The organism is Bacillus vallismortis (assembly GCF_004116955.1).
In the GTDB taxonomy this organism is placed as follows: Bacteria; Bacillota; Bacilli; order Bacillales; family Bacillaceae; genus Bacillus; species Bacillus vallismortis.
Genome location: NZ_CP026362.1, coordinates 3,976,056 through 3,998,314, shown reverse-complemented (window position 1 = coordinate 3,998,314; position 22,259 = coordinate 3,976,056). Strand labels below are relative to the sequence as shown.

The 22,259-nt window shown below is 45.6% G+C and carries 28 protein-coding genes; 3 read left to right on the top strand and 25 right to left on the bottom strand.

Going from position 1 to position 22,259, the window contains the following annotated elements; translation table 11 throughout:
• Window positions 1-14: 14 nt before the first annotated feature.
• The 14 genes from BV11031_RS21135 to spoIIR form a co-directional block, all read right to left on the bottom strand.
• Window positions 15-560 carry a F0F1 ATP synthase subunit delta gene (locus BV11031_RS21135; protein ID WP_010328921.1) on the bottom strand — a complete coding sequence of 182 codons (546 nt, stop codon included), beginning with the start codon at window positions 558-560 and terminating at the stop codon, window positions 15-17.
• The gene (gene atpF / locus BV11031_RS21130; protein ID WP_003221894.1) at window positions 557-1,069 is read right to left on the bottom strand and encodes a F0F1 ATP synthase subunit B; all 513 of its coding nucleotides are present in this window, start codon (window positions 1,067-1,069) and stop codon (window positions 557-559) included. The genes BV11031_RS21135 and atpF overlap by 4 nt, the downstream gene beginning before the upstream one ends.
• 162 nt (window positions 1,070-1,231) lie before the next feature.
• A complete protein-coding gene (gene atpE, locus BV11031_RS21125) occupies window positions 1,232-1,444 on the bottom strand; it encodes a F0F1 ATP synthase subunit C (protein ID WP_003151167.1) in 213 nt (70 codons plus the stop codon).
• A 45-nt stretch (window positions 1,445-1,489) separates the two neighbouring features.
• Entirely contained in the window at window positions 1,490-2,224 is a 735-nt protein-coding gene (gene atpB / locus BV11031_RS21120) for a F0F1 ATP synthase subunit A (RefSeq protein ID WP_003221896.1), read from the bottom strand.
• Window positions 2,225-2,231: 7 nt separating this feature from the next.
• Entirely contained in the window at window positions 2,232-2,615 is a 384-nt protein-coding gene (gene atpI / locus BV11031_RS21115) for an ATP synthase subunit I (protein WP_010328922.1), read from the bottom strand.
• A gap of 417 nt (window positions 2,616-3,032) precedes the next feature.
• Window positions 3,033-3,662 carry a uracil phosphoribosyltransferase gene (upp, locus tag BV11031_RS21110; RefSeq protein ID WP_010328923.1) on the bottom strand — a complete coding sequence of 210 codons (630 nt, stop codon included), beginning with the start codon at window positions 3,660-3,662 and terminating at the stop codon, window positions 3,033-3,035.
• Window positions 3,663-3,797: 135 nt separating this feature from the next.
• Complete coding sequence (gene glyA, locus BV11031_RS21105; RefSeq protein WP_010328924.1) at window positions 3,798-5,045, bottom strand: serine hydroxymethyltransferase; 1,248 nt, start codon at window positions 5,043-5,045, stop codon at window positions 3,798-3,800.
• Window positions 5,046-5,249: 204 nt separating this feature from the next.
• Window positions 5,250-5,792 (bottom strand): TIGR01440 family protein, encoded by a 543-nt coding sequence (locus BV11031_RS21100; RefSeq protein WP_010328925.1) that lies wholly within the window; start codon window positions 5,790-5,792, stop codon window positions 5,250-5,252.
• A 12-nt stretch (window positions 5,793-5,804) separates the two neighbouring features.
• Window positions 5,805-6,254, bottom strand: a complete 450-nt coding sequence (rpiB, locus tag BV11031_RS21095; protein ID WP_010328926.1) for a ribose 5-phosphate isomerase B — start codon at window positions 6,252-6,254, stop codon at window positions 5,805-5,807.
• A 156-nt stretch (window positions 6,255-6,410) separates the two neighbouring features.
• Window positions 6,411-6,863, bottom strand: a complete 453-nt coding sequence (locus tag BV11031_RS21090; protein ID WP_010328927.1) for a low molecular weight protein arginine phosphatase — start codon at window positions 6,861-6,863, stop codon at window positions 6,411-6,413.
• 74 nt (window positions 6,864-6,937) lie between these two features.
• Window positions 6,938-7,495, bottom strand: a complete 558-nt coding sequence (locus tag BV11031_RS21085; protein ID WP_010328928.1) for a manganese efflux pump MntP — start codon at window positions 7,493-7,495, stop codon at window positions 6,938-6,940.
• A gap of 77 nt (window positions 7,496-7,572) precedes the next feature.
• Complete coding sequence (locus BV11031_RS21080; protein WP_010328929.1) at window positions 7,573-8,613, bottom strand: L-threonylcarbamoyladenylate synthase; 1,041 nt, start codon at window positions 8,611-8,613, stop codon at window positions 7,573-7,575.
• 157 nt (window positions 8,614-8,770) lie between these two features.
• The gene (locus BV11031_RS21075) at window positions 8,771-9,214 is read right to left on the bottom strand and encodes a GNAT family N-acetyltransferase (RefSeq protein WP_010328930.1); all 444 of its coding nucleotides are present in this window, start codon (window positions 9,212-9,214) and stop codon (window positions 8,771-8,773) included.
• A gap of 66 nt (window positions 9,215-9,280) precedes the next feature.
• Window positions 9,281-9,958 carry a stage II sporulation protein R gene (gene spoIIR, locus BV11031_RS21070; protein WP_010328931.1) on the bottom strand — a complete coding sequence of 226 codons (678 nt, stop codon included), beginning with the start codon at window positions 9,956-9,958 and terminating at the stop codon, window positions 9,281-9,283.
• A gap of 140 nt (window positions 9,959-10,098) precedes the next feature.
• Here spoIIR and BV11031_RS21065 point away from each other — a divergent pair, with 140 nt between their 5' ends.
• The gene (locus tag BV11031_RS21065; protein ID WP_010328932.1) at window positions 10,099-10,461 is read left to right on the top strand and encodes a UPF0715 family protein; all 363 of its coding nucleotides are present in this window, start codon (window positions 10,099-10,101) and stop codon (window positions 10,459-10,461) included.
• A gap of 12 nt (window positions 10,462-10,473) precedes the next feature.
• On the opposite strand, the gene BV11031_RS21060 is transcribed toward BV11031_RS21065, so the two are convergent.
• From BV11031_RS21060 to prfA, 3 genes are all read right to left on the bottom strand, one after another.
• Window positions 10,474-10,764, bottom strand: coding sequence for a DUF5316 family protein (locus tag BV11031_RS21060; protein WP_010328933.1), 291 nt, complete (start codon window positions 10,762-10,764; stop codon window positions 10,474-10,476).
• A 61-nt stretch (window positions 10,765-10,825) separates the two neighbouring features.
• Complete coding sequence (gene prmC / locus BV11031_RS21055) at window positions 10,826-11,692, bottom strand: peptide chain release factor N(5)-glutamine methyltransferase (protein ID WP_129551013.1); 867 nt, start codon at window positions 11,690-11,692, stop codon at window positions 10,826-10,828.
• 1 nt (window position 11,693) lies between these two features.
• A complete protein-coding gene (gene prfA / locus BV11031_RS21050; protein WP_010328934.1) occupies window positions 11,694-12,764 on the bottom strand; it encodes a peptide chain release factor 1 in 1,071 nt (356 codons plus the stop codon).
• A gap of 125 nt (window positions 12,765-12,889) precedes the next feature.
• Between prfA and gloA2 the strand changes: the two genes are divergently transcribed.
• Window positions 12,890-13,276, top strand: coding sequence for an SMU1112c/YaeR family gloxylase I-like metalloprotein (gene gloA2, locus BV11031_RS21045; RefSeq protein WP_082246313.1), 387 nt, complete (start codon window positions 12,890-12,892; stop codon window positions 13,274-13,276).
• 121 nt (window positions 13,277-13,397) lie between these two features.
• Complete coding sequence (gene racA / locus BV11031_RS21040) at window positions 13,398-13,952, top strand: chromosome-anchoring protein RacA (protein ID WP_010328936.1); 555 nt, start codon at window positions 13,398-13,400, stop codon at window positions 13,950-13,952.
• A gap of 38 nt (window positions 13,953-13,990) precedes the next feature.
• Here racA and BV11031_RS21035 read toward each other — a convergent pair whose 3' ends face one another.
• The 8 genes from BV11031_RS21035 to BV11031_RS21000 all read right to left on the bottom strand — a co-directional run bounded on the left by BV11031_RS21035 (window position 13,991) and on the right by BV11031_RS21000 (window position 21,984).
• Window positions 13,991-14,947, bottom strand: coding sequence for an AEC family transporter (locus BV11031_RS21035; RefSeq protein ID WP_010328937.1), 957 nt, complete (start codon window positions 14,945-14,947; stop codon window positions 13,991-13,993).
• An 83-nt stretch (window positions 14,948-15,030) separates the two neighbouring features.
• A complete protein-coding gene (malS, locus tag BV11031_RS21030) occupies window positions 15,031-16,728 on the bottom strand; it encodes an oxaloacetate-decarboxylating malate dehydrogenase (RefSeq protein WP_197156061.1) in 1,698 nt (565 codons plus the stop codon).
• 287 nt (window positions 16,729-17,015) lie between these two features.
• On the bottom strand, window positions 17,016-17,603 hold the full coding sequence (locus BV11031_RS21025) for a thymidine kinase (protein ID WP_010328938.1): 588 nt from the start codon (window positions 17,601-17,603) through the stop codon (window positions 17,016-17,018).
• 86 nt (window positions 17,604-17,689) lie between these two features.
• Window positions 17,690-17,890 (bottom strand): 50S ribosomal protein L31, encoded by a 201-nt coding sequence (gene rpmE, locus BV11031_RS21020; protein WP_003151132.1) that lies wholly within the window; start codon window positions 17,888-17,890, stop codon window positions 17,690-17,692.
• Between the two features lie 118 nt (window positions 17,891-18,008).
• Window positions 18,009-19,292 carry a transcription termination factor Rho gene (gene rho / locus BV11031_RS21015; protein ID WP_010328939.1) on the bottom strand — a complete coding sequence of 428 codons (1,284 nt, stop codon included), beginning with the start codon at window positions 19,290-19,292 and terminating at the stop codon, window positions 18,009-18,011.
• A gap of 30 nt (window positions 19,293-19,322) precedes the next feature.
• Window positions 19,323-19,484 carry a hypothetical protein gene (locus BV11031_RS21010; protein WP_052245600.1) on the bottom strand — a complete coding sequence of 54 codons (162 nt, stop codon included), beginning with the start codon at window positions 19,482-19,484 and terminating at the stop codon, window positions 19,323-19,325.
• 213 nt (window positions 19,485-19,697) lie between these two features.
• Entirely contained in the window at window positions 19,698-20,663 is a 966-nt protein-coding gene (gene glpX, locus BV11031_RS21005; RefSeq protein WP_010328940.1) for a class II fructose-bisphosphatase, read from the bottom strand.
• Window positions 20,664-20,694: 31 nt separating this feature from the next.
• Complete coding sequence (locus BV11031_RS21000; RefSeq protein WP_010328941.1) at window positions 20,695-21,984, bottom strand: UDP-N-acetylglucosamine 1-carboxyvinyltransferase; 1,290 nt, start codon at window positions 21,982-21,984, stop codon at window positions 20,695-20,697.
• Window positions 21,985-22,259: the final 275 nt, after the last annotated feature.

Below are 22,259 nucleotides of genomic sequence, written 5' to 3'. Positions count from 1 at the left end.
AGGTTTCACCCCTTCTATCGATTTTCCCCGGCTAGTTGACGTTCAATGCGCTGAAGCTTTCCGCTTACACTGCCGTCAAAAATCCGGTTTCCAATGCGGACTTTAATGCCGCCTATTAAATCCGTCTGCACTTCATTTTTGATTCTCAGTGAAGCGACTCCGGCTTTTTTTGCAAACACTTGTGATAATGATGAAATTTCCGCCTCCGTCAGCGGTTTCACTGAATATACGATTGCGTCTTCTGTTTGACGGGCCTCATTTGCGAGTTTGATAAACTCATCTGTGAGATCAGGCACGATCGCCGCCCGATGGCGGTCAATCAAAAGAAAAATCGTATTGAGCACGGAATGCGACAAAGAGCCAAATGCATTTTGAACCAGCTCTTTTTTCTTCGCAGACGGCACCTTCGGATGGTTTAACACATCATTAAGCGCTTTTTCATTTTGAAATACTTGTTTTACAACAGTTAGCTCTTCTTCTACTTGATTCAGCTGAGCGGACTCATTGGCAATATCAAAAAGAGCTGACGCATATCGTTTAGAGACAGCTGATCCACTCATCGGCTTTCTCCTACCTCTTTAAGATAGTCCTGAATCAATTTCTCTTGAGCTTGTTCATCCAGTTCTTTTTCGATCACTTTCGACGCAATCATGACAGATAGAGACGCTACTTGCTCACGGAGAGCAGAAACCGCCTGTTCTTTTTCCTTCACGATTTCAGTTCTCGCTGCTTCTTTCAGACGTTCAGATTCTGCACGTGCAGCCTGGATAATTTCTTCTTTTTGCTTATCTCCCAGTTTCTTTGCGTTTTCGATAAGAGTTTGGGATTCCTGTCTTGCTTCTTTTAAAAGAACGCGCTGCTCTTCAATCAGCTGCTGCGCTTCTTTATTTTTTTCTTCAGCAGACGTAATTTCTCCAGCGATGTGGTCTTCACGCTGTTTCATTATGTTTAATAGCGGCCCTAAAGCGTATTTCTTAAGAAGCGCTAATAAGATTAACATAGCTAACAGTTGGAACAGGATATCTCCGCCGTTAAACGATAATCCTAGTTCAAGTGGTAATTGAGACATCTACTACGGCAACTCCCTTCTGCAGGTTTTTCTTTGCTGATCCAGCAGCCGCACTTGTCTCTTTTCAGCCGGCAAGGCGGGTTGCTTATCAGACATAAAGCAATGGCGAAGGTTCTCTTGGAATGATCTTCGCCATTTTTAGTTCATATAAGGCTTTTATGCTTAGCCAAAGAACGCTAAGAATGCGATAACGACAGCGATAATAGGAAGGGCTTCAACCAATGCGATACCCATGAACATAAGCGTTCTAAGTTCTTTACCTGCTTCCGGCTGACGGGCAATCCCCTCTACCGTACGTGAAACAATCAAACCGTTACCAATACCTGCACCAAGTGCGCCTAAACCAATTGCAATCGCAGCTGCTATTAAATTCATGAAAAAGTTCCTCCTTTAAAATGTTATCCGTTTGGATATAATGTTTTAGTGATCATGACTGATTTTATGAGACATGTACACCATCGTGAGCATTGTAAAGATAAACGCTTGGATGGCGCCTATAAATAAACTGAATGCTTGCCATGCCAGCATCGGCAGAATGGCGCCGATTGTACCGACAAGACCGAGAGCCACGCTTTGCGAATAATGGCTTGTCGCTAAACCCGCAAGCAGGCCGAGAAGAATCTCACCGGCGAAGATGTTACCATAAAGCCGCAACCCGAGAGTCAGCGTATTGGCAAACTCTTCGATGATTTTCATCGGGAGCATGAATGGAACAGGCCTTAAATAGTCTTTGGAATACTCCTTGAGCCCTTTCATCTTCACACCATAGTAGTGGGTTAAAGCGACAACCATCACGGCTAGCGTTAATGTAATGGCAGGGTCGGCTGTCGGAGATTTCCACCAGAGCTCATGTCCGATTGTAATAGAGAACGGCAGCCCCAGCATATTCGACACAAATATGTACATCAGCAATGTGACACCAAGTGCCAAGAAGTTCGCCCCTGTTTTCAAATCCATTGTACTGCCGATAATATTGCGGACGAAATCAACAACCCATTCCATAAAATTCTGGGCTTTTCCGGGACGGATCGAAAGCGTTCTTGTCGTTAATATCGCAATCAATAAAACAATCACACTCGCCACAGTAATCATCAGAATGTTTGTCAGATTAAAAGTAAGACCTAGAAATTCGATAGTTCTGTATTCATGATTCAAAGGGTTTTCACCTCTCTTCCATTGATGAACGTTTAAGCTGGATAATAGAATCTATCATAATGACAGGGTATATTGTCATTAATCCAATTATTGTGCTTGCCATATGAACATGCTCAGGGTTTTTATAGGCGACAGCTGCTGCAAGAATCGCATTGCACCACCGCGCTGCGCTCCCCAAAGATCGTATGGACTTTCCTTTCTCAACAGCTCTGTCAAAAGCGTTCATTCTTCTGATGAGCAGTAAAAAATTAAACAAACTGAAAACAGTTCCCAGAATAAGGCCTAAAAAAACGGTTTTATACGCTGTTAAACCATAACCCAGTACATACACTGCCAAAATGCATAATAGATATTTTCGTTGTCTGCTAAATGTAAGCTTGGGATCGTCCATCAACTATCTGTCTCCTGATGAAAAATAATGTATTTCTTAGATACGGCAAAATCAGCGGTTAACCCTAGTAGAAGACCTTTTTTGACCGGCAAAACGGGCCTGTTCGAAAAAATCATTCATCCGCAAGCCTTGCAAGGATGCTGTTTCATTCGCTTAATAAATCCTCATAATACGGGTTTTCTGAGAGGATTTACATTGAGGATGGGGACTATAATGAAAGCTATGAAAACCTTCTCATAATACCCTCGTTTAGCATACAATAGCCCCTAACAAGTGTCAATCTGTTTAAAGTTAAAAAACTTTTTATACTGTGAGCATCCACAGAATGTTCACATTTTCACCTATAATTGTATACAGATTGGCCGAACAGCAAATAACTGGATAAAAAAAGAAAACCCTTTTTCGGGGTTTTCTATTTTATTTTGTTCCAAACATACGGTCTCCCGCATCTCCGAGACCAGGAACGATATAACCTTTTTCATTTAATTTATCATCAAGCGCCGCAATGTAAATATCCACGTCCGAATGATGCTTCTGCAATTCTTCCACACCCTCCGGCGCCGCTACCAGACACATGAAACGAATGTTTTTCGCGCCGCGTTTTTTGAGGCTGTGAATGGCTTCAACCGCGGAGCCGCCTGTGGCCAGCATCGGGTCAACCACGATGAATTCACGCTCTTCCACGTCAGAAGGAAGCTTGACATAGTATTCCACTGGTTTTAAGGTTTCAGGATCACGGTACAAGCCGACATGCCCCACTTTTGCCGCTGGAATAAGCTTTAAGATGCCGTCAACCATTCCCAATCCGGCTCTGAGGATAGGAACCACTCCGAGTTTTTTCCCTGAGATGACTTTCGACTTCGCAGCCTGAACCGGTGTGTTGATATCCACTTCTTCCAGAGGGAGATCACGGGTAATTTCAAACGCCATAAGCGTTGCCACTTCGTCTACAAGCTCTCTAAAATCCTTCGTACCTGTCTCTTCATTCCGTATATATGTCAGCTTGTGCTGAATTAAAGGATGATCAAATACATAAACCTTACCCATACTGTGTTTCAGCTCCTTTTTTATTGTCACATCAACAATTACACACTTCTATTGATTCTACAAAAAAAGACATGGAGTTTCAAGAACATCGTCAAAAAACCCGCCGGGCATAAGCCTGAGCGGGTTTTTAGGATCTTAGTAATCTAATTCATTATATAGAGGGAATTTATCTGTCAGAGCAGCTACACGCTGGCTTGCTTCTTTAAGTTTCCCTTCATCTTCGTGGTTTTTCAATGCAAGCGCAATGATAGCCCCAACTTCGTCCAATGCGTCTCCGTCAAAACCGCGGCTTGTCACAGCAGCTGTACCAAGACGGATGCCGCTTGTTACGAAAGGTTTTTCCGGATCATATGGAATCGCGTTTTTGTTAGACGTAATACCAATTTCATCAAGCACATGCTCCGCAACCTTACCTGTCAGTCCGAGAGAACGAAGGTCAACAAGGATAAGGTGGTTGTCTGTTCCGCCTGAGACAAGCTGAACGCCCTCTTTCGTTAACGCTTCAGCCAAACGTTTTGCATTTGAGATGACGTTTTGTGCATATGTTTTGAAATCGTCCTGCAATACTTCGCCGAATGAAACAGCTTTTGCAGCAATTACGTGCATCAGCGGGCCGCCTTGAATGCCAGGGAAGATCGATTTATCAATTTTCTTGCCAAACTCTTCGCGGCAAAGGATCATACCTCCGCGAGGTCCGCGAAGTGTTTTATGTGTTGTTGTTGTCACGAAATCAGCGTAAGGAACCGGGTTTGGATGAAGGCCCGCCGCAACAAGTCCCGCGATATGCGCCATATCCACCATGAAGTAAGCGCCGACTTCATCGGCAATTTCACGGAATTTCTTAAAGTCGATTGTACGAGGATACGCACTTGCTCCTGCCACGATAAGCTTCGGTTTATGAGCGAGGGCTTTTTCACGTACGTCATCATAATCAATATATTGAGTTTCTTTATCTACGCCGTACTCAACAAAGTTATATTGAACACCGCTGAAGTTGACTGGACTTCCGTGTGTTAAATGGCCGCCGTGGGAGAGGTTCATCCCAAGTACAGTATCGCCTTGCTCCAAAATCGTGAAGTATACTGCCATGTTTGCTTGTGCGCCTGAATGCGGCTGAACGTTTACATACTCCGCTCCAAAGATCTCCTTCGCGCGGTCACGAGCGATATCTTCAACGACATCAACGTGCTCACATCCGCCATAGTAGCGTTTGCCCGGATATCCTTCAGCGTACTTGTTTGTCAAAACAGATCCTTGTGCTTCCATAACCGCTTCACTTACAAAGTTCTCAGAAGCAATCAATTCGATCTTAGTCTGTTGGCGTTCACGCTCATTTTTAATGGCGTTAAACACTTGTGCGTCTTGCGCAGGTAAATGTTTCATCGCGAGATCCTCTCCTATCCGTATCCTGTTCTTTGTTTTTACCATCACTATTGTACATGGTTTTTTAGGCCGATGTAAAAGATTATTTTTAAAAAATCAAAAATTTTGTTGGTAAAAACGAATATTAATAACTTGAATTTAAATTAAAGTTCGGAATTTATTTTTCCGCCTCAAAATAAAGAAAAGACTGGCCTCGCAGTCCTTTCATTCGCACTCATAAACCGCGCGTACTCCGCCAATCAGCTTCGGCCGCGTACGCGCTAATGTCACATGGGCTTCACCCAGACTGTTTTGAGAAACACGCACAGGGACAGCTACCGGCTTCAGATGCATGCCGATAAACGTATCGCCTACGTCTATTCCCGCGTCAGCCTGTATGTTTTCAACAAGAACAGGAGACCTCATCTGCTTAAATGCATAAGCAGCCATCGCCCCACCCGCTTTTGGAACAGGTACGGCCGAAACGGCCGGCAGCCTGAACAGCTGAGCCGTTTCCTCCTCTACTACAAGCGCTCTGTTCAAATGCTCGCAGCACTGAAATGCGAGATGGATGCCTGTTTTTCTCTTGAGCTCGGCAAGTCCGCTGTAGATGCTTTCCGCGATGTCTTCGCTTCCCGATGTGCCGATCCGGCTGCCGGCCACTTCGCTCGTGCTGCATCCAAGGACAAAGAGCTGATCCTGTTTCAATCCCGCTTGTTCCTGAAACTCAGACAGCATCGTACTCCATTTTAGCTTGATCTCATTCATTGAACAGCACCCCTATAGGTTCTTCTCTTCATAGTTCGAGATTTTTCCAATCCGGGTTTGATGTCTTCCGCCGGTAAATTCAGTAGTCAGCCAGATTTTCGCCACTTCCCGCGCCAAACCGGGGCCGATCACCCGTTCACCCATCGCGAGGATGTTTGTGTCATTATGCTCTCTCGTCGCTTTTGCGCTGAATGTATCGTGCGCCAGCGCGCAACGAATGCCTTTGACCTTATTAGCGGAAATGCTCATGCCGATCCCTGTCCCGCAAATTAAAATGCCTCTGTCAACTTCGCCGCTAACCACTTTTTCGGCCACCGGAAAAGCATAATCCGGATAATCGACAGATCCGTTGCCGCAGTCACAGCCCATATCCATATATTCAATTTGCAATTCGTCCATTAACTCTTTGATTTCATTTCGAATGTGAACACCGCCATGATCCGATGCAATGGCTACTTTCATCAGCTTTTCCTCCCAGCGTGTGTGATGCGGCCCGCCCGCTATGTTGACCGCGCAGCCTGTCCGCTCTTAAGATTCACACCATATGATGTGCTTTTCACTATATTCTACTCCTTCACGCAGGATTTGCAAATGACCTGTTTGCAGATTTTCTGCCATCTACCTGCCGTCTTTTTTCAGCTGTTTTGCCAGCTGACGAAGAAGCTCTTCAAGCTCATCTCTCGTTTGTTTATAGATATCAATTGAGCCGCCGAACGGATCGATGACATCCTCATGGCTGTCTTTGACATATTCTTTTAGCGTGAACACTTTATCACGATAACGTCCGAATTGATTGGCAATGATCTGTTTGTGCTGCTGGGTCATAGCCAGAACCAAATCAGCCGATTCCATATGTTCTTCAGTTAATGGAGAAGACACATGGTTAAGGGCAATGTGTTTTTCAAACAACGCTTCGACTGCATGAGGCGTCGCTCTTCCATTAGGCGAAGCAAACACGCCAGCCGAGCGGACACTGACATTCAGCCCTTCCGTTTCTGCAATTGACTTAAAAAGCGCCTCAGCCATGGGGCTGCGGCACGTATTTCCAGTACAGACAAAAATAATGTTCATGTCAGTCACCCCTTATTTTCTCTATTATATATGAAGAAAAAAGAAACGGCGACTTCGTTTCTTTTATTGATATATTAAATTGGCAGAAGCAGCTTTAGGCCGAATGCGATTAAGATGATGCCCCCAAGCGCTTCGCTGTATGCGCCAAGCCATGACTGTACTTGTTTTCCGATCAGCAGGCCCAGCCATGTCAATATCATGCTAAACAGCCCGAACAGGGTAATGGTGAGAAGCGGATGTGAGCCGTATATCCCCAAGCTCAAGCCGACGGAGAAGCTGTCAAGGCTGACGCCGACGGCAAACAGCAATAAGCCCGGCCCTGCCGGAGACATGAATCGTTCTTCCGACTGTTTAAATGAAGCCATCAGCATCTGAACACCAAGAACAAAAAGCAGCGAACCCCCGATATAAACCGCTAACACGCCGAGGAGCCCTGACAGCATGTTACCGGCCGCCATCCCTCCGAGAGGCATGATGACATGAAAGAGGCCGATGATCAAACCAATATAGAATATCTGCTTTTTTCTGAGTTTGACCATGCCCATTCCGAGGCCGACAGAAAAAGCATCCATCCCTAACGCAAACGCCATGATGCTTAATGTAACCAGTTCGCCTATAAACATATCCGACATACATGAATAACCCCCTTGGACACGCCCCGCTTTTTTAGCCTATGCGTGTCCAAAAAGGGTTAGAACACCTGACTTCGTCAGCGAATCACTCTTCCGCCCGCGGCTTTCATCAGCCTGTTCATAATAGCGTGCCCGACACCCGTGTCCGGAAAGGATTCCGCTATAATAAAATCTACCTTTGCCTCATCAAAGCTGCGTAAAGCATCATACAGCGCCGCCGCAACAGTCTCAAGCTGCGCCCGTCTGCCGCAGCTCTTCACGTAATCTGCCGAATACACGTCAGCGTTTTCTTCTGTTGTCAGGACACCGACCCGTCTGCCGCCCTGTTGGTGCTCCTGAATGAGATGCTGAATGCGCTCTGGGCTGCCTTCGCAAATGGCAAGCGGTGCAGTCGGGGCATAATGTGTATATTTCATCCCTGGAGATATCGGCTTTTGATTTTGATCACTGAGCCCTTTATCCACAAGGATCGGTCCGATCTCCGCTTCAATTTGCTCTTTCGTAATGCCCCCCGGACGAAGAAGCACAGGAATGTCGCCCGCACATGAAAGGACGGTCGATTCGACCCCAATCCCGGTAGGACCTCCGTCCATGATGCCAGCTATGCGGCCATCTAAGTCGTGAGCCACATGTTCCGCCTTTGTCGGGCTTGGCTTTCCTGATAGATTGGCGCTCGGTGCCGCAATCGGCAATTCCGACGCGCGAATCAACGCAAGAGCAAGCGGATGATCCGGCATCCTAATGGCAACCGTTTCAAGCCCTGCCGTTACACGAGGTGAGAGCGCATCAGGTTTGCAGGGGAGGATAAGGGTAAGTGCCCCTGGCCAAAACCGGTTCATTAATGTTTTCGCCTTACCTGGCGCCGGTCCCGTTAAGTCGTCAAGCTGGGTAATGTCCGCAATGTGGACAATCAGGGGATTATCACTCGGACGCCCTTTCGCTTCATATATTTTTTTGACAGCATCTGTGTCTTTCGCATTTGCGCCGAGGCCGTATACCGTTTCTGTCGGGAACGCAACGACCTCATTTTGCCGGAGCAAAGCGGCTGCTTGTGCAATTTGTGGACCATTTGTGGATAACTCGCCAGTTACATCCACAAACCACCTTTTCGTTTTCATTTTCTGACCAAACTCCTTATTCACAACAATAAAACGATTGTTTTACGCGTGTAATCCTTTTGAAAGTATAAAAGATGTCCTGTAATAAAACAAGCGTTATCCACAAATTGTGGACAACGCTAATGAAGAAGTGGATAAGTCTGTGTATAAATCACACTTATCCAGACGCTTTTTTCATCAAGACGGCCCCTTCTGTTTTTCGCGACTCACAGAAATGCCCAGAAGAAAACAGCTCTTCAGGTACACTCTCAGCTTGTTCAAACCCCATGGCCGTAAGGAAATCAGCAGAGGAATGCTGATTCGCAATTAAATATACTGTTTTGATCTGGTGCTTTTCGCACAGAAGCTCCATGCTCTGAAAGAGGGTCACAATATGGCCTTGGTGAAGCTTGTCCGATATCACAAGTGATCGCAGCAGCCCTTGATCACAGCTTATTTTTTCAATTCCGAGACAGCCGGCAATGTTCTTCTCGCTATCCTCAAGCATCAGAAACTGGGTGAAGCCTTCTTTCACGCCTTCATGGTTGGCTTTCGCCTGTTTTAAAAATTCCTCGAGCACGTCCCCGTCTTTTTCCCTTGCCACCCGCAGTTGATAAAACATCCGTTCACCCCGTTTTTGCATTCTTTCTTCCAATCTATGAGGCAAATCTATTTTTAGACCAGGTGATTAGGAAAAAAGGTCGGAAATCCATTCGACTAAGAAGAATTTCACTTCTGTGCCGCCGTCTTCCTTCTCTTCTTTCTCTTCTTTTTTGGCTTTTTCCGCTTTGGCGGTTACGTCCTCAAGCACTTTTTCAGTCTGTTTTTTCGAGGCTTCTTGATCTTCTTGTTCTTTCACAGCTTCCCCATTCGAAAAATCAAGAAAGCAGAGCGGCGGGAACAGCACACACCACCAGTTGGCGCCGTCACCGTTTCCAAGCGTAATCAGGATCGCTTCATACTCACCAGCGGGATATACCATGTTGCCGTAAAGCTTTGTCGGAAAAGAGATTTTGTCAAAATCAACAGATATGGACTGGTTCGCCCCTTCGTTCTCCATTGTTTCCTTTGCAATTTCTTTGATTTCAGGAAGCTTTGAGCGAATCACACGCCGCGCCTCTTCTATAGAAGCAATATCCTCTACCCAGGTTGTGATTTCTTTATTGACCGCGTCTCTGATATGCCGTTTTAATTGCTGGTCTTGATCCCTATCGCTGTTTGCCAATATTCTCAAACGAATCGCCTCATCCGGTATGACCACCGGCTGATTTTCTGATAGCTGTGCCGTCTCTTCTTTCGCCAGCCCTACAAGTGCTCCAGATAATAAAAGAAAGATATATATGCAAATGATAACTGTTTTTTTCATTGGTCCCCACCGTTCCTCTCCGTGCTTTGTTTCTAGCCCTATTATGGACAAGGGAAGCCCGGGGTAAACGTGCAGGGTGAAAAAAATCTAGCAAGCTGGTAATCTTATTTATGGTACGATAGTGTTTTAGGAGGTTTAAGATGAAATATAATTATACAGTGCTGTTATCGGCATTTACGATGTCGGTTCTTTATTCGGTGATTTATATTCATTCATTTATTATTGCCGCTCTGATCACGATGGCATTTTATTTTCTATTTCCTTATCTGATATTCGCGCTTCCTCTTCAATTCATGATGAATAAAAAGCCGAAGCGGTTCAACCCTTTGTATTTGCTGTATTACTTTGCTGCGGCTTTTGTGGCCAACGCGATTATTTTCGGCCTGCTGCAGCCTTCAGGACAATCTCTGTTTCAAAATACAGCCTTTTACATCTTCGCTGTTCTAACAGCTGTTGTTTATTGGATATGGGATTCTGTTTTACTGCAAAAAAAGGAAGCCTAGGGGCTTCCTTTTTCATGAAAACAAAACCGTCAGCAGATAACAAAGAATAGAAGGTATCGCCGCAACAAAGAAAGCAGCCGCCATTTTCAAGCGGACTGTACGGCCTTCTCTCGTTTCTGAATGGTAGTTCGCCCGCTGATCGCTTCCGCTTACAGCCAAGCCCGATGTGATGATTGCAAGCCCAATCAAAACAAGAGACGCGATGCCAAATATGGATTCATATGAAAGTACCTGCGGAAAAATGGTGCCCACCATGCTCTCGATTGCAATGAGCAAGATTCCTGCTGCAAGGGCTTTTTTCATTTTTCACATCCCCTTTGCCGGTGATCAAACAGCTCGATTCATCAACTCGACAGCAAGCTGCTTACTTATTTTTATGAATCACAGCGCATATGGTTCTGTCTTTTCCATTAATATCTTTCAGCACTTCCACTTCCGCATCCTTAAACGTCTTGAGAATCAGCTCTTTGACCGCCGCCCCCTGTTGCCATCCGATTTCAAAAACGACAAACACTTTATCTTTCATGACAAGCGGGATGTCTTCCATAAACCGCTTATAAAATTTGAGCCCGTCTCCGCCATCGGTGAGAGCGTGCAACGGCTCATGAAAACGGACAATCTCTGATAGATCAGCCATTTCTTCTTCTGAAATATAAGGAGGATTCGAGACGATCATATCCGCTTTTTTTCCTGCCGTAATCAAAGGCTCAAGCAGATCGCCCTGGTAAAAGCGCACATCAGCTCCGAGCTTTTCCGCATTGGCAGAAGCGACCTGAAGCGCCTCTTTTGAAATATCGACCGCCGACACAGAAAAATTTTCGTTTTCAAGCGCAAGCGTGACGGCTATCGCGCCGCTCCCTGTACCGACGTCAACAACATCAAGCCAGCCGTCTTCCGAAAAGACATGTCGATACTTTTGCAGCAGATGATAGACAACCTCTTCTGTTTCCGGCCGCGGGATCAGCACATCATCATTTACCATAAACTCCCGTCCGTAAAAAAACTCTTTTCCGATAATGTACTGAACCGGCACGCCCTCTTTATGCATCTCAACGTGACGCCGAAAGCGATACAGCTCATCTTCGCCAATCGGTTCCTGTAAGCTGGCGAGCAGCTTGCTTCTGTCCATTCCGGTATCATAAAGCAAAAGAAGCTCAGCAGCGTTTTCTTCTCTTCCCGCTTCGGTTAAATAAGAAGAAGCCCATTTCAGGGCTTCAAATATCGTCTTCATCTTAACCTTCCGCTTGCTGAAGCTTGCTTGCCTGATCTTCAACGATCAGCGTTTCAACCACTTCATCAAGTTTTCCTTCAAGAATCTGATCAAGCTTTTGAATCGTCAGGCCGATTCTGTGATCCGTCACACGGTTTTGCGGGAAGTTGTATGTGCGGATACGTTCAGAACGGTCACCTGATCCGACTGCTGATTTTCGCGTTTGATCATATTCAGCTTGTGCTTCCTGCTGAAATTTATCGTAGATTCTGGCACGAAGAACTTTCATTGCTTTTTCTTTGTTTTTGATTTGAGATTTCTCATCTTGGCATGATACAACAACACCTGTCGGCAAGTGTGTCAGACGAACGGCAGACATTGTGGTGTTTACGCTTTGTCCGCCCGGTCCGCTTGAAGCAAACGTATCAACTCGGATATCCTTCTCATGAATGTCAACCTCTACCTCTTCGGCCTCAGGAAGGCACGCTACGGTCGCGGTCGATGTATGGATACGGCCGCCTGATTCTGTTTCCGGAACACGCTGTACGCGGTGGGCGCCGTTTTCATATTTGAGTTTAGAATACGCGCCGCTTCCCGTAATCATAAAGATGATCTCTTTGTAGCCGCCCGTTCCTGTTACACTCGCTTCCATGACCTCTGTTTTCCAGCCTTGCAGCTCAGCATAACGGGAATACATTCTGTACAGGTTACCCGCGAATAAAGCGGCTTCCTCGCCTCCCGCTGCTCCGCGGATCTCCATAATAACGTTTTTGTCATCATTAGGATCTTTCGGGATCAGGAGCACTTTCAGGCGCTCTGACAGTGTATCCGTTTCCTTCTGGAGTTCAGAAATCTCTTCCTTCACCATCTCGCGCATCTCAGCGTCCAGCTTCTCTTCCAGCATCGCTTTTGCATCAGTCAGCTGTTCTGACGCATCTCTGTATTGTCTATAGACGTCAACTGTTTCTTGTATATCAGATTGCTCTTTTGAATATTCTCTTAGCTTTTTCGGATCATTGACTACTTCTGGATCGCTTAAAAGCTCATTTAATTTTTCATATCGTTCTTCGATTGATTGTAAACGGTCTAACACGGTCTTCACCTCTGTTTTCCTGTGCGTAACATTCTCATTATAGTATAGTGATGAACCCCAGTCAAAAGCATTTCAATCCCATTTGGAAAAGCCTCCTCTGCTATACTGGGAATCGAGGAGTGATGATCATGCTGAAATCCATACATCATATTGCAATCATATGTTCAGATTATGAAAAGTCGAAAGCTTTCTACGTACATAAGCTTGGTTTTCAAGTGATTCAAGAAACGTATCGAGAAGAACGGAACTCCTTTAAGCTTGATTTATCGCTTAACGGGGCGTATGCCATTGAGCTGTTCTCGTTTCCCGATCCGCCCGCACGCCAAACCCGGCCTGAAGCGGCAGGCCTGCGCCACCTCGCTTTTACAGTCAGCAGCTTAGAGGAGGCGGTTCAGGAGCTTCACAAAAAAGGAATCGAAACAGAGCCCATCAGAACAGATCCGCTGACCGGCAAGCGGTTCACCTTCTTTTTTGATCCTGACCAGCTTCCTTTAGAACTGTATGAACAATAACGGTTTTTGAAGAAAAAAAGGAGATACCCACTTTCTTTGCCGAATCTTTTCTTGTTTTGTCTAACAAGAAGGGAACCGCATGCGATGGTCGAATACCTAGCTAAAAAGGAGGTATGGGATCATGAATACAAATATGGTAGCAAGTGAACTCGGCGTCTCCGCAAAAACGGTGCAGCGGTGGGTGAAGCAGCTGAAGCTCCCGGCCGAACGCAATGAGCTCGGACATTATTCGTTCACGGCAGAAGACGTGAAGATTCTAAAATCTGTTCAAAAACAAATTTCTGAAGGCACGGCGATTCAGGATATCCATGTGCCGCAAAGCACGAAAAAGCGGACAGGCTTCATTGTCCAAAAAACAACTGGCGACACAGAACGAAGAATCGAGCTGCTCGAACAGAAGCTCAACACCCTATTGCAGCAAAAGCAGGATGAAAACGAACTTCTGTCAAGGATCGAGGAACTGGAACGCCAGCTGAAGCAAAAAGCCGATGAGGGTGTATCTTATCAACTGCTTCAGCATCGCAGGGAAATGGATGACATCCTTGCAGACCTGCAATCATTGACCTCACAAATGCAAGAATTCACCGCTCAGCCGATCCCCGAGACCGCTGCCGCTGCCGAAAAAACCAAATCAAGAAAAAAACCGCTGCTGTCACTGTTCAAATTTCAAACCTAATATAAAAAGCTCCCCGTAAAAAGGGAGCTTTTTTCGATTTACGCCGTAAGCGCAATAATAATCGGAAGTGAAATCAATGACAGAATCGCACTGATGACAAATGCAGAAGCCGTTTCTTCCTCTTGTTTCTCGAATCGAGTTGCAATCATGGCTGCTACGGCAGAACCAGGGAATGCCACAAGAAGGATCGCTTTTGTCATTTGGTCAGCTGGCAGTCCGACTGCAAGAGCAATCAAGAACATTAACGCAGGCTGAACCGCGACTTTGAGCAACGCAATGCCAAATGCCGGTACGCTGAGTTTGATACTGCGGATACCAACAGTAACACCGACAGCAAAGAGAGCCACACCAGATGTTGTGCTTCCAAGCTGATCGAGCATTTTAACACCCAGCTCAGGCAGAGTCACACCGCAAAGCACTAAGATCATACTGATTAACGGAGCAGCTGCAAGCGGCTCAGAAAGACCGTGCAGGATTGATTTCCCTGTCATCTTCCAGAAGCTGTCGCCGCCCTCTTCGTTTTTCTTAGAAGACACACCGACAGTAGCAACAATAATCGCAAGCGGATCAAGAATCGCATTAACAACGATACCTGTAACCGCGATCGGAATCGCAACCTCTTGCGCACCGAACAAGCTTCCCAGTACAGGAATACCCATAAATGCGAATGTCGGCTGTGCTGAGTTCAAAGAAAATATGGATGAGTTCGTTAAATCATATTTAAACACAAATCTGCAAAGCAGTAAAATAACGATATAGAAACCAACAATCCCAATAATTAAAGAAACCATTAATGGAATTTGAGATAAAAATTCACTTCTGGAAGTAGTCAAAATACCAGCGATAAAGTGAGCTGGAAGTGCGTATTTCGTTACTAACGTACTTACCCCTTTTGCCGACTTGGCATCATAACTTCCAAAATGTCCTGCAAACCATCCCAGCACGATCACAAAGAAGATCGGTGCCAGGAGGATTAAGATATCTAAGATGCTCAAAATATTCTCCTCCAAATCCTACGTCCGTATACTTTAGCTTTCCGAAAAAGCTTTCCCTCGGACGATATATATTTCATAGTTAATTATTTTGCGATGACTTTTTTGTATTCTGGTGTCCACATCGCATCAAGAACCGCTTGTTTCACATCTTCAGGCTGGCGATTTGCTACGCCGTCTTTAATAGCCGCTTCCGCAACAGCAATCGCAACTTGAATAGAAACTTCTTGAAGCTTATCAATGCTTGGAAGCAATCCTGCTCCAGGCGTTTCAAAATCAACCATTTCAGCAATCGCATCAGCAGTTGCAGCAAACATAGCAGGCGTAATCACACGTGCTTCCGCTACAATTGACCCAAGTCCAAGACCAGGGAACGCGAATGCGTTGTTAGATTGTCCGATTTCATAAGAAACACCGTTGTATTCCACATTTTCAAACGGGCTTCCTGTTGCTACAAGCACTTTTCCGTCAGTCCATTTGAATAGATCTTCAGGAGTCGCTTCCGCAAGGTGAGTCGGGTTTGACATCGGCATGATTACCGGACGGTCTGTGTGAGAAGCCATTTCTTTTACAATTTCCTCTGTAAACGCGCCTGATACGCCTGAAGTACCGATTAAGATTGTTGGTTTCGATTGGCGAACCACTTCATCGAATGGAATTTGGCCTTTTTCATCGCGTTTCCAATCTTTCACTTCGTCCGCAGTGCGGAGGTAAGGTTTTTGGAAATCAAGGATGCCTTCGATTTCTTCAGTCAGCAAGCCTCTGTAATCAATTGTGTAGAAGCGGTTGTTCGCTTCTTCTTCAGATAATCCCGCAAGCACCATTGTGTCACGGATCTGGTCAGCGATTCCGATACCCGCTGAACCCGCACCGAAGACAACAACACGCTGATCTTTAATAGATGCACCTGTTTTCTTCATAGCAGCAAGCACACCGGCAAGTGTAATCGCGCCTGTACCTTGAATATCATCGTTGAATGTCAGAATGTCGTTGTTGTATTTCTTCATGATATTGCGCGCATTTTTATTACCGAAGTCTTCCCAGTGAAGAAGCGCTTTAGGGAAGAATTTCAGCGCTGCTTTTACATACGCATCAACAAATTCTTCATATCGTTCATCTGAAATACGTTCATGATGGTTACCGATATATAAAGGATCATTTAAAAGTTTTTCGTTGTTCGTACCGACATCAAGCACAACCGGGATCACACGGCTTGGGTCAATACCAGCTGCTGCAGTGTAAACAGCCAATTTACCGATCGCGATGTTAATACCGCCTACACCCCAGTCACCGATTCCGAGGATGCTTTCAGAGTCAGTTGCAACGATCAAATCAATGTCGCCGGCTGTCGCATGAAGGTTTTCAAACGCTTTTTCAATACCCTCAATGTTGTCGATTGACAAGTAGATACCTTGAGGTCTTCTGTATTCATGGCTGTATTCCTGAATCGCTTCGCCAACTGTCGGTGTGTAAACAACAGGAAGCATTTCGCGAAGATGGTTTTTCAGCAATTTATAGAAAAGAACTTCGTTGCGGTTTGCCAGATCATTTAAGTAAACATTTTGACGAAGGCGGTCTGGCTGAGCTTTAAACTGCTCATATGCGCGTTTTGCTTGTTGATCTAGAGAAAGTACTGTTGGCGGAAGAAGTCCTTCTAAGCCAAGCTCTTGTCTTTCTTCTAATGAGAAAGCAACACCTTTATTCAATGTAGGAATAGATAAAACTTCTTTTCCTCTAAGAGTGGTTTCTAAATGACCTTCCTTAGTTTTTTTTATGTTATTCAAGCAAATCTCCTTCTTTCTTGAAATAGTTAACCAAGTTAAGTAATAACCCATCTAAAAAATACGATCATGATCTTTATACGACTTTATGACAATTATTCGAACAATGTCTAAAAACTATTTACATTACGTAAGCTATTGTATGCCTGTCAAAATCAAAATTCAAGGGAAGAAAATTACTTAATTTTTTAATACACTTAATTAAATTTTTTAATTAAGTATTGTCAGAAAATAAAAAAAACACCGGTTTTTTTAGCCGGTGCTTTCTAGCTTTATACCCTTGTTTCGGGCTATTTTTTAGGTTTTCCTGGAACTTCATGATGATGTCTGCATCTTGCTTCATAGGATTCGGATGCCCCCACCAAAATGACCGGATCATCGTAAGAAGCAGGTTTGCCGTCAATCAGGCGCTGCGTTCTGCTCGCAGGCGATCCGCAGACGGAACAGACGGCTTGCAGCTTCGTCACACTTTCCGCGATCGCCATTATATCCGGGACGACGCCGAACGGCTCTCCCCTAAAATCCATATCAAGACCAGCTGCAATCACACGGTAGCCTTTATCGGCAAGGGATGATAAAACCTCTACAATTCCCTCGTCAAAAAACTGAACTTCATCAACCGCAATCACATCCGTACTTTCGCTAATGTGTTCCCAAATATCCGCAGCAGCAGAAATGGCATAGCTCTTCATGGATGTTCCGTTATGGGAGACAACGGCATCTTCGCTGTATCGATTATCAATCACAGGCTTAAAAACCCTGACTTCCTGCTTGGCATAAGTCGCTCTCTTCACTCTTCTGATCAGCTCTTCAGATTTCCCCGAGAACATGCTGCCGCAAATCAGCTCAAGCCAACCGCTTTGTTTCATTATGTACATAGGCTCTGTTCCCCTCTTTCTGCCAGCTGTTTTAGACAATATAAAAAACAGGCAAGACTGCTTCTTGCCTGTTGAAAAATCTATTATTACTTAAGACCGTATTTTTTGTTAAAGCGATCAACACGACCATCAGCAGAAGCGAATTTTTGACGGCCAGTATAGAATGGGTGGCACTCAGAGCAAATCTCAACGCGTACCTCTTCTTTTACTGAGCCTGTTTCAAATTCATTTCCACAAGCGCATTTCACTGTTGCTTTTTTGAAATTAGGATGAATTCCTGCTTTCATTGTATCCATCTCCTTCCGCCCTGAATCCCGTGTGGAAACAGAGTTATTATTTCGGAGCGTTGTCCGAAACGCATATGAGAAAATTATATCAGTGATTTACTTCTTTTGCAAATACAATTTACCGTCTTGCCGATGATAGATTTGCCTGTTTCCATTCTTGATTGAGGATATCGAAAAATTCCTGATTTGTTTTGGTTTTTTTCATTTTTCTCATGAACTTTTCCGCAAAATCAGGTGAATCAGACATCGTTTTGCGGATCGACCATAAGCGATCAAGATGCTCTTTAGGCACAAGCAGCTCTTCCTTGCGCGTTCCTGAACGGCGGATATCGATGGCCGGGAAGATGCGGCGCTCTGCCAGAGAGCGGTCGAGGTGAAGCTCCATGTTGCCCGTTCCCTTGAATTCTTCATAAATCACATCGTCCATACGTGATCCTGTATCGACCAGAGCTGTAGCTAGTATGGTTAAGCTGCCGCCCTCTTCGATATTTCTCGCAGCCCCGAAGAAACGCTTCGGACGATGGAACGCCGCTGGGTCAATCCCTCCGGAAAGCGTTCTTCCGCTCGGCGGAATTACTAAGTTGTAGGCGCGGGCAAGGCGTGTAATGCTGTCCATCAGGATGATGACGTCTTTTTTGTGTTCCACAAGACGCATCGCGCGCTCAAGCACAAGCTCGGCAACTTTGATATGGTTTTCCGGCACTTCGTCAAACGTTGAGCTGACGACATCCCCAGCCACAGAGCGTTCGATATCAGTCACTTCTTCCGGTCTTTCGTCGATCAAAAGCACGATCAGCTCTGCTTCAGGCTGGTTCGCTGTAATGCTGTTGGCAATTTCCTTCAGCAGCATCGTTTTTCCGGCTTTTGGCGGCGCGACAATCAAACCGCGCTGTCCAAATCCGACCGGCGCCATCATGTCCATAATTCTGGTAGACAAGAAGTTTGGCTTTGTCTCCAACACCATTTGACGGTCTGGATAAAGAGGTGTAAGCGCCGGGAAATGCACACGCTCTTTTGCTGATTCGGGATCATCTCCATTTACCGCTTCAACGTGCAAAAGTCCGTAATAACGCTCATTTTCTTTTGGCGGGCGAACCTTGCCTGATACTTTGTCTCCGTTTCGCAAATCGAAGCGGCGAATTTGTGAAGCTGAGATGTAAATGTCTTCTGAGCTTGGAGAGTAGTTGATCGGTCTTAGGAAGCCGAAACCTTCAGACTGGATGATCTCAAGAACGCCTTCCATAAACAGCAGGTCTTCCTGTTCTGCGTTTGCTTTCAGAATGGCGAAAATGAGTTCTTTTTTTGTCAGTTTGCTGTAATAGGAGATTTTATAATGTCTTGCAAGTTCATAAAGCTCTTTCAATTTCATATTTTCCAAAGAGGAAATAGATACATTTTTCATAAAAACACCACGCTTTTCATAGTCAATATCTTACTCTGCACATATCATCTGCTGCTTTTGCACAACATCCGCCAAAGCACATTCTTTTTTCAACATAAAGGAACTTCTATCGGTAACACTTCCACCCATGATCGGCGCTTTTGTTAAAAGGATTGTCTTAATGAGTTTTGAAGGAAGCGAGGACAAAAACATGAGAAGATCAATACTTATATCGTCTGTATGCGGTAGAAATTGAAACATTCCTAGTGCTTAAAAGAAGGAATTACGCAGTAAAATTCGCAGCACTCTTTATTTTTACCTTATTTCAGAAAATTATTCAACTGAAATAAGGTTTTGACACTGAATTGATAGAGTTGACTCTTTTTTGCAAAAGAAAAGCGGGCTCATCCCCGCTTTCTCTGTTTGTTATGGACGGATTACAAGATTTGGTTTCTTTTTCAAGCTGTGTCTGCCGTCAACGAAGCGGACAGTTCCGGATTTCGCACGAATCACTAAGCTTTCAGTTGTGCCGACAGAGCCTTTGAATTGAACGCCTTTTAACAGCTCACCGTCAGTTACCCCGGTAGCTGCAAAAATCGCGTCATCGCCTTTCACAAGATCTTCCATGCGAAGGACTTTGCTTACATCAAGGCCCATGTTGTTGCAGCGCTTGATTTCTTCTTGATTTTGCGGAAGGAGTCTACCAATGATTTCTCCGCCCAGCGCTTTTAACGCAACAGCAGAAAGCACCCCCTCAGGAGCTCCGCCTGATCCAAACAGAATGTCGACGCCCGTGTGGTCGAAAGCCGTATTGATGGCGCCTGCGACATCGCCATCATTGATCAATTTGATCCTGGCTCCCGCCTCACGAAGTTGAGAAATAATGTTTGCGTGTCTATCACGGTTTAAAATGGTGGCAACGACGTCCTCAACGTCCTTGTTTTTCGCTTTTGCCACCGCTTTAAGGTTATCAATGACAGGGGCTTCAATGTCAATGCAGCCCACCGCTTCCGGGCCGACTGCGATTTTATCCATATACATGTCAGGGGCGTTCAGAAGCGTGCCGTGGTCTGCGACTGCAATAACGGTCAGCGCGTTCCAGCCGCCGCTTGCCACAATGTTTGTGCCTTCAAGAGGGTCAACTGCGACATCCACGCGCGGACCGTATCCGTTTCCGAGCTTTTCCCCAATATACAGCATCGGCGCTTCGTCCATTTCGCCTTCACCGATCACAACGGTTCCTTTCATCGGAACGGTATCAAAAACGTCTCTCATTGCGCTTGTTGCCGCTTCATCAGCCTCGTCTTTTTTTCCCCGGCCCATCCATCTTGCAGATGCCAATGCAGCAGCTTCTGTCACACGTACCAATTCCATTGATAAACTTCTTTCCATTCAACACGAGCTCCTCTCCACAAATAACCATTTATGAATTTTGCAGCTGCTCTATTTCTTCGTCAGTCATTCTTTCACGCCAGATTGTCGCTCCAAGCCCTTCGAGTTTCTTTTCAAGACTGCTGTATCCGCGGTCAATATGCTCCAAACCCGTAATTTCCGTCACGCCGTCAGCCATCAGGCCGGCTACCACCAGACAGGCTCCGGCACGCAGATCGCTCGCCTTCACTTTTGCGCCTTGAAGCTCGACAGGACCTGTGATGATGGCAGATCTGCCTTCTACTTTCATATTCGCACCCATCCGTCTCAGCTCGTCAATGTGCTTGAATCTTGCCGAGTAAATGGTGTCCGTTACGACGCTTGTCCCTTTCGCTCTTGTCAGGAGCGCCGTCATCGGCTGCTGCAAATCTGTCGGGAAGCCCGGATATACGAGGGTTTTGACATCAACCGGCTTTAAGTGCTTCTGCCCGCCGACAATGAGAAGCTGGTCATCGCTTGTTTCGATATGGTATCCCATTTCCCTCAGCTTTGCCGTTAACGACTCTAGATGAGTGGGAATCACATTATCGATCATGACTTCCTTGCCCATTGCAGCAGCCGCAATCATAAATGTCCCGGCCTCAATTCTGTCCGGAATAATCGTATGTTTGCAGCCGTGCAGCTCCTCCACGCCGTCGATTCGGATCACATTGGTTCCCGCACCTTTGATTTTGGCGCCCATGCTCGTAAGCAGTGTCGCAACATCAATGATCTCAGGCTCCTTCGCAGCGTTTTCGATGAGCGTTTTCCCTTCTGCCAAAACAGCGGCAAGCATAATGTTAATGGTTGCCCCTACGCTCACGACATCTAAATAGATACGTGCGCCTCTCAGCCTTTCAGCACGCAAATAAATGGCGCCCTGTTCGTTGGTCACTTCAGCTCCGAGCGCTTCAAAGCCTTTAATATGCTGATCAATCGGCCGGGGCCCCAAATGGCAGCCGCCGGGCAATCCGATGACGGCCTGCTTGAAGCGGCCTAGCATCGCTCCCATTAAATAATAGGACGCGCGAAGCTTTTTTACTTTTCCGTTAGGAAGCGGCATACTGATCATCGACGTCGGGTCAACGACCATTTCACCATTATCAAAATGTACGTTTCCGCCGATTTCCTTTAACAGGTCACGCAGCGTTTCAATATCTGAAATCTCTGGAAGCCCTTCAATAGTCACCTCGGAATTTGCCAAAATGGTTGCTGGTATTAAAGCAACAGCGCTGTTTTTAGCGCCGCTGATATGTACTGTACCGTTTAACGAGTCACCGCCGGCAATATTCAACTTTTCCATGATAGTCTCCTTCCATAAGAAGATAGCTGCGGAGCTAAATAAAATGTCATTTTATTCTGTCTCTGCAAATAAAGCTCATGTCCAAAATCTAGCCAATTCGAAGAGAAAGAATACAACACATTGTAAAATATCAGGAAGAAAATAGCGAAGCTTTTTGCAGGGCACAGGTTTCGAAAATTGCACAGAGACCCGCCGGCTCGAGAAACATATCGTCATCCGGCAAAAGCAGTACGCAAACACTTCATTCCGATATCAGCTTCTGCAGCCCAATGATT

Coding starts and splice junctions, on each gene's coding strand:
- BV11031_RS21135 (WP_010328921.1), bottom strand. CDS start 560: ATGAGTGGATCAGCTGTCTCTAAACGATATGCGTCAGCTCTTTTTGAT.
- atpF (WP_003221894.1), bottom strand. CDS start 1,069: ATGTCTCAATTACCACTTGAACTAGGATTATCGTTTAACGGCGGAGAT.
- atpE (WP_003151167.1), bottom strand. CDS start 1,444: ATGAATTTAATAGCAGCTGCGATTGCAATTGGTTTAGGCGCACTTGGT.
- atpI (WP_010328922.1), bottom strand. CDS start 2,615: ATGGACGATCCCAAGCTTACATTTAGCAGACAACGAAAATATCTATTA.
- upp (WP_010328923.1), bottom strand. CDS start 3,662: ATGGGTAAGGTTTATGTATTTGATCATCCTTTAATTCAGCACAAGCTG.
- glyA (WP_010328924.1), bottom strand. CDS start 5,045: ATGAAACATTTACCTGCGCAAGACGCACAAGTGTTTAACGCCATTAAA.
- BV11031_RS21100 (WP_010328925.1), bottom strand. CDS start 5,792: ATGAATGAGATCAAGCTAAAATGGAGTACGATGCTGTCTGAGTTTCAG.
- rpiB (WP_010328926.1), bottom strand. CDS start 6,254: ATGAAAGTAGCCATTGCATCGGATCATGGCGGTGTTCACATTCGAAAT.
- BV11031_RS21090 (WP_010328927.1), bottom strand. CDS start 6,863: ATGAACATTATTTTTGTCTGTACTGGAAATACGTGCCGCAGCCCCATG.
- BV11031_RS21085 (WP_010328928.1), bottom strand. CDS start 7,495: ATGTCGGATATGTTTATAGGCGAACTGGTTACATTAAGCATCATGGCG.
- BV11031_RS21080 (WP_010328929.1), bottom strand. CDS start 8,613: ATGAAAACGAAAAGGTGGTTTGTGGATGTAACTGGCGAGTTATCCACA.
- BV11031_RS21075 (WP_010328930.1), bottom strand. CDS start 9,214: ATGTTTTATCAACTGCGGGTGGCAAGGGAAAAAGACGGGGACGTGCTC.
- spoIIR (WP_010328931.1), bottom strand. CDS start 9,958: ATGAAAAAAACAGTTATCATTTGCATATATATCTTTCTTTTATTATCT.
- BV11031_RS21065 (WP_010328932.1), top strand. CDS start 10,099: ATGAAATATAATTATACAGTGCTGTTATCGGCATTTACGATGTCGGTT.
- BV11031_RS21060 (WP_010328933.1), bottom strand. CDS start 10,764: ATGAAAAAAGCCCTTGCAGCAGGAATCTTGCTCATTGCAATCGAGAGC.
- prmC (WP_129551013.1), bottom strand. CDS start 11,692: ATGAAGACGATATTTGAAGCCCTGAAATGGGCTTCTTCTTATTTAACC.
- racA (WP_010328936.1), top strand. CDS start 13,398: ATGAATACAAATATGGTAGCAAGTGAACTCGGCGTCTCCGCAAAAACG.
- BV11031_RS21025 (WP_010328938.1), bottom strand. CDS start 17,603: ATGTACATAATGAAACAAAGCGGTTGGCTTGAGCTGATTTGCGGCAGC.
- rpmE (WP_003151132.1), bottom strand. CDS start 17,890: ATGAAAGCAGGAATTCATCCTAATTTCAAAAAAGCAACAGTGAAATGC.
- rho (WP_010328939.1), bottom strand. CDS start 19,292: ATGAAAAATGTATCTATTTCCTCTTTGGAAAATATGAAATTGAAAGAG.
- BV11031_RS21010 (WP_052245600.1), bottom strand. CDS start 19,484: ATGTTTTTGTCCTCGCTTCCTTCAAAACTCATTAAGACAATCCTTTTA.
- glpX (WP_010328940.1), bottom strand. CDS start 20,663: ATGGAAAGAAGTTTATCAATGGAATTGGTACGTGTGACAGAAGCTGCT.
- BV11031_RS21000 (WP_010328941.1), bottom strand. CDS start 21,984: ATGGAAAAGTTGAATATTGCCGGCGGTGACTCGTTAAACGGTACAGTA.